7 protein-coding genes are annotated in these 5,948 nt (G+C 37.1%); 3 read left to right on the forward strand and 4 right to left on the reverse strand.

Annotated features, from left to right (window positions below):
• Positions 1 to 215: 215 nt before the first annotated feature.
• Together F6K13_RS14800 and F6K13_RS14805 are read left to right on the forward strand one after the other, a co-directional pair.
• Entirely contained in the window at positions 216 to 536 is a 321-nt protein-coding gene (locus F6K13_RS14800; RefSeq protein ID WP_124154449.1) for an antibiotic biosynthesis monooxygenase, read from the forward strand.
• A 20-nt stretch (positions 537 to 556) separates the two neighbouring features.
• Positions 557 to 691 carry a hypothetical protein gene (locus F6K13_RS14805; protein ID WP_287287728.1) on the forward strand — a complete coding sequence of 45 codons (135 nt, stop codon included), beginning with the start codon at positions 557 to 559 and terminating at the stop codon, positions 689 to 691.
• Positions 692 to 839: 148 nt separating this feature from the next.
• Here the strand turns inward: F6K13_RS14805 and F6K13_RS14810 are convergent, their stop codons facing one another.
• The 4 genes from F6K13_RS14810 to F6K13_RS14825 form a co-directional block, all read right to left on the reverse strand.
• Positions 840 to 3,491, reverse strand: coding sequence for a VIT domain-containing protein (locus F6K13_RS14810; RefSeq protein WP_124154448.1), 2,652 nt, complete (start codon positions 3,489 to 3,491; stop codon positions 840 to 842).
• Positions 3,492 to 3,712: 221 nt separating this feature from the next.
• Positions 3,713 to 4,588: a Uma2 family endonuclease gene (locus tag F6K13_RS14815; protein WP_124145865.1), complete on the reverse strand. Its 876-nt coding sequence runs from the start codon at positions 4,586 to 4,588 to the stop codon at positions 3,713 to 3,715.
• Between the two features lie 150 nt (positions 4,589 to 4,738).
• The gene (locus tag F6K13_RS14820; protein ID WP_240039059.1) at positions 4,739 to 5,164 is read right to left on the reverse strand and encodes a hypothetical protein; all 426 of its coding nucleotides are present in this window, start codon (positions 5,162 to 5,164) and stop codon (positions 4,739 to 4,741) included.
• Positions 5,151 to 5,387: a hypothetical protein gene (locus tag F6K13_RS14825; protein WP_240041560.1), complete on the reverse strand. Its 237-nt coding sequence runs from the start codon at positions 5,385 to 5,387 to the stop codon at positions 5,151 to 5,153. Before F6K13_RS14825 ends, F6K13_RS14820 begins: the two co-directional genes overlap by 14 nt.
• 240 nt (positions 5,388 to 5,627) lie before the next feature.
• Here F6K13_RS14825 and F6K13_RS14830 point away from each other — a divergent pair.
• The coding region (locus F6K13_RS14830) for a nucleotidyltransferase domain-containing protein (RefSeq protein ID WP_287287730.1) at positions 5,628 to 5,948 on the forward strand (321 nt) is incomplete at its 3' end.

The following is a 5,948-nucleotide window of genomic DNA, read 5'->3' on the forward strand; positions in this document are numbered from 1 at the left end:
CTGCCTTCTGCCTTCTGCCTTCTGCCTTCTGCCTTCTGCCTTCTGCCTTATGCCTTCCTTCTTCCAAAGTGTAAGTATTCAACCGGACATGATATAAGATGAAACCGTCTACTACATGATTTAATATTTATTTGACAAATACTCTTTTAATCAAGTTAAGAAGTCTTATTTTTGACTTTTGATTTGCTATTAAACCCTATCTATCAGGAGAAAAAATGTCTGATTTTATGGATTTTTTGAAGCATAAATATGCTTATGTTGCCTTGGGAGAATTTAAACCAGGAAAGTTTGAAGAAGCAAGGGAACTTTATGAAAAAGCAGTTGCTACCTATAACGACGGTTTTAAGGGAGCTTATTTATTGCAGTTGCCAGGAACAGATAAAGGTATTGCTGTAATTTTTTGGGAAGGTGTTGAAGATATGGATGCTAATCAAACTGATGCTTATAAAGCGGCATTGGAACAAATGTCACATTTATTTGCTAAACCACCAGAAACTAATTTTTATGAAACTGTTACTGAGATATTGCCAGAGTAATATCATGTCCGGTTGAGCAGTTGCAAGGAGGAGTCAGGAGTCAACCCACCCCTCGCCCCTCCCCCTCCCAAGAGGGGAACTCAGGAGTCAGGAGGGAAAAAGAAGAAGAAAGTTTTTGGTCGCGTAAGCGGAACGGAGTTCTATCGCGCTATTAAGCGGACATGATCTAATTGGGTAGATAAGGATAGTCTTGGTCAATTTAATTAGACAAATTTTGCCTTGAATATCCTGACAATTAGACGAATTTTCCTCTGCATTATAAATTGGGGGATAGAAAAAATCTATTCCCCCTACTCCTGAATATTACGAACTAATTTTGATTGTAATCTGAATCCGATCTGCAGCACTAGAAGGAACGCACCATTTTAACAGCGATCGCTTAATTTCCTCTATAATTTTTTTATCCTTCAAACTGGAAACTTCATCATCTAAAATTACTCGGAGTACGCGATCGCCTTTCACCTGCAATTCCAAAACTATTTCACCATGAATATTTGGTGGTATATTCAGATTTTGTAGATGCTGTTGGAGATTTTCTTGCCCTGCAGCATCTAACCCGATAACTTGGATAATTTGCAAAGGAGTATCAGTTGAGTTTGCAGAATCTTTTTGTTTGAGAGAAAGTACCATTCGCATAAAATTCCCTACTACTTTAGGAGTTTCCTCCACATTTGCAACTTCCTTCAAGTCTGTCGCTATCCGTTTCAGAAGTTGCTCGGAAGTAGGAATTTTTCGGTCGCGGACTAATATTTTAACTAAAACCTTATCGTTAGTTTTGAGAACGCGCTCTATGTGAGAAAGTCTTACTGGATAGTCATTATCCGAAATGTTGTAGCGCATTCTTACTTCTTTAGTAGAAGCAGTTTCCTGTAGTTCGCCTTGTTTCAAGAATCTCGAAATTCCTTTCTTGATACCCGAAGACCCTATTTTCTCTTGTTGCTCCACCGAATCTATTGCTTGAAGTTGCGATAGCTGCATCATCAAGTCCGGAGAGTCAGAATAAGTTGACATGATACGATCTGAATCATTGTCTAGCATCCGACACAGCAAGTCCGGAGAGTCGGAATAAGTTGACATGATACGATCTGGATAATTGTCTACTCGAAATCTTTCAGGTGCAGCACCGAACCCCTCATAACTCACTCCCTCTGGCATTTCCACAGGAACTTCCATCGAAATACTCTTACCACCAGGTTCAACACGCACCTCTTCACTCACCGCAACAAACGCCGTATATTCTGACAACAATTGATAACTTAAAGCGGTCTCCGTCACTTCTTTTACCACCGACTTCTTATCATAATCAAACATCTGATTCATCAAATGCTTAATCTTTTGCCTGGCCCAAATTTGAGCAACTGCTATATTGTCAGAATCAGCAAAATGAATATCGAAAGTCTGCTGATAAATTTCCCCACCAGCAGCAATACCATTAACCTGTAACTCACCTCCCACAGCATCCTGTTTTTGCCCAAACAAAACCAAAGGTTGCTCGGCAAATAAATCTGGAGTTGTCACCGGATAAATTTCTGGTACTTCACCCCGACCATTCCACTCAACCTCAATTTGAGTCAATACTGGATTATTAATTTGCTGAAAAAATTTCTCTGCTACTTCCTGACTTGGTTCATCCTGTCGCACAACTCTGGCAATACCCCGCCCAATTTCTGCTAAACGGTTAATCAAATATCGATTTACCGAACTACCGACACCAAAACTATAAAGTCGGTTTCCTGGTTGGAGTTGGTCTTGCACTTCTGCCAATACTGCTTTTTCATTACCAATATAACCATCGGTCAACATCACAATACTCCGTAGTCTTCCCGCAGGTGGAGGCGGAAAATTCAAAACTTCCTCGATGCCATTCAATAATTCAGTGCCACCATTTGCAGTTAATCTATTGATATAGTTAATTGCAGTGGCAATATTGTTAGGTGTATTCGGTAGAGGTTGTTCTGACAGTTTTCTGGCAGTATTGGCAAAGTCGATAATTGTGAAAGTGTCGTTGGGGTTAAGTCCGTGGATAAAACGGCGCATTAATTCCTGGCATTTCAACAATGGTTCTCCCCTTTGGGAACCGGAAGTATCCATGAGGAAAACGACATCTTTCGGCACAATTTCATCACTGCGATACCGTAAAGCGGGAATTAGATAAACGGCAAAATATCCGCCACGTTCGTCTGCTTGAGTTAATACTGTTGCTTTGGTACGATCGCTAGCAACTTTATAGCGGAGAATGAAGTCTTTGTTTGGGATGGTGTCTTCATTTCCTAATTTAACCGTAACAATTTCTCTTCGCTCAGATGTTTGAATTTGGTGGGATATGGAATTCACCTGAAAAATTGGCATCCCACAGTTTATTTCTACTGTCATACCAATATCATGTCCCGAACGAGTTGCCGGGGGAACTATTGGTGGTGTAATTTGACTAGCATCGGGAACTTGGTCTGTATCGCCACTTCTATCTATAGGTGTTCCGGGAATATAACGAGGTCCGACTACCATTGGAAAGACAAATTCATAATCCCCACCTTCAAACTTCAGGGAGTCTGTGTAGCGAATAATCACATCTATTTGCTCCCCTGGTTTAATATTGGCAAGAGATTGAGTGAAAATATTATCGCGCTGTTGTTCGAGTAGTCCAGCAGTACGACCTTGTTGTTTAGCTTGTTGATAGATTTTTTTTGCTTCTTCTCGTTTTTTGATATTGCCTTTGATTAGGCGATCGCCTATTTTGATTTCCATTTCATCGACTGCTGCTTCGTCTGGTAGTGGGAAGACGTAAGTTGCCTCTAGGGGTTCGGTGAATGAGTTCTCAAATTTTTGAGTTACTTCGATGCGGGATAGGTTGCCCGCTATTTTGGCTTTAACTTCCGTGTGTTTCAGAGGAAAAGTCAGTTTCTCCTCTGAGGATACAACGTATAATCCTGCGAGAGTTGGTGTATTTGTAGACATAAGTGTGTATCCTCCTAAAGAAATTAATTTGTTTTGTAATACATTAACTTCTCTTGTAGCGTACTGAATTAAGAATTGTCTGTTAAGAATTGTGTATGATTATGGTCAGCTTAAAAATGTAGGGGGAAAGGGCTTGATTTGAATAGACCTTAATTTGATAAATCCCTTTTTTATCCTTAAAAGGAGAGTCTTTAAACCTAGATTCAATTAATTATCCATTATCAATTATTCAATAGTTTTCGCAATTCATCTATTGAGGAAATTTGGGGAATTTGAGATACTATTGTCTCTAACAATTTCACATCATCTATTTTTGAAATATCTGATAAAATCTCCACATATTCATCACCAAACTTGAGTTTTAATCCCATTTCAATTGCTAATAATAACCCCTGTTTAATTTGAGCATCTTTTAGAGATATCTCAGCATCTTTTTGGGATATTTGAGCATCTTTTTGGGAAATTTCCAGATTTTTTGCTGTTGTTATTTCATCTCCTGTTTTAATTACATTCCCATCACCATTGCACCAACGTAACCAAGTACCATTAACATTTTCAAATACACCATTCCATAGAGTTAATCCCAAATTAACATGAGCAAACCAAGCATCATTTTTAGGAACGTAAGAATTAATTTGTAATTGAAAGACTTGCAGTACAGTTTCGCTAAGTTTTTGCAATGGATCGTAGACAACATCATAAGGAATTCCTAACTTTGCATAGTCCGTTAATTTACTTCCTAATTCATTACCGGGAGTCGGAGAAACAATTTCTATTACGATATCTGGTGCTTTGCCAAATTCCCAGAATAAATAAGAGCTAACATTACGTTCCCACCATTCTTTCTCACCAATAATATTCAAACTTAAAAAGACATCAGGTACAATTCCTGAATCTAGGAGATGAGAAAATAAACCCACATTGGCAGCAACAATAAAAGGAACATTTATCGGTATTTTAGCACCGCTATAAAATACCGTTGTGAGTAGACGTTGTTGTTTTTCATTAATAAAACTATCCAAGGGAGTATCATCCTCTAGAATCATGTGACTGGTGTCTGGATCTCCATGGGGCAGAATAGTCAATTTTTCTGACATAATTACCTCCAGATTAATTGGGGAATTTTTAATATATTATATAGGCAAAATGATAACCCAGTAAGGATATTGTATGCAACGTGCCTAGTGTTTGTTATTGGAAGATGATCGCAAATCCGCAACCAAATCTGCCACCCGTTGACTGAAAATTTAACTGTTCAATTGTTTAATAGGCAAACTTAAAATTGCTAAAATCTTAGAAATATTTATATCTTCTGCATTTTCAATGACTAACTCCTCATTATTAATATCTACATTTTGACCAGAAAGTTTGAGAAAGCGCCAGATACGTCCTGTGGTAACAGCACCATAAATACTTTCAGTTGTTCTATTTCTTGCTTGGTTAAACCTTTGTGCTGCTACCATTTCTGCAATACATTGACCTAAACCTACGTTTGTACTTTCATTTTTAGCTTCAACTATTGTGATTACAGGAGCTTCTATTTCTAAAGTGAACTCTGAAGCACTCAAAATATAGTCACAAAATCCATTTAGTCCGCTGGTAATATCGACATTAAAATCTCTGCCAGAAAACAAACTAATTTTACCATCAAATATTTCTCTAATTTCTATCAACAATGGTGCAATAATTAACTCCGTTTGCGGAGCATTCCGTCAGGAAACGAGCTTTTTCAGTATTATTATCAAAAGCAACTTTGAGATTACGTTTCAGAGTCATTTTCAAATATTCACTCGGTTCAACTAACTCGATATTAGGAAATAAATTAACCATATTAATACTAAGGTCAAAAGTAGCTTGAGCTTGATTAATAGTTTTTAAATGCTCCTTGAATCCCAAAATAATAATAACTAAATTATTAGCTGACCGGAATGGCGATCGCTCATTTATCTTTTTTTGTTTAGTAGGGGTTTTGTCTCCAAATTATGACAATATTGAATTGTACCAATACTACTGGATTTGGTATGATATAGCTAATTTATTCTTACTTATGCTATGGTAGATAAATGTTTAGGAAATTTAGCTTTGAGTAGTAGAATTAGCAGTTAGAATATTGAAACAAGGGAGTTATCATCTGAAATGGACAATATTCCTTTATGTACAGTTGAAAATTTAGGACAACATCAAAAGTTAGGAGAAATTCTGACCAGGGTAAAGCAGGAATTTAAACAAATTTATCAAGATAATTTCATTAGTTTAATTTTATTTGGTTCTCAAGCAAGGGGTGACGCAAAACCTGACTCAGATATTGATGTTTTAGTAGTTTTAAAAGAAAATAATAATCTCGATAATAAGCATCAAAAAATCATTGAATTTATTTCCGATATATGTATCGAATATGGGATGTTAGTAAGTTGTGTTTATGTGAGTGAATCTCAATTTCAACAAGAGAAAAGTCCC

The sequence above is a fragment of the Okeania sp. SIO2B9 genome, assembly GCF_010672505.1.
Classification (GTDB): Bacteria; Cyanobacteriota; Cyanobacteriia; order Cyanobacteriales; family Microcoleaceae; genus Okeania; species Okeania hirsuta.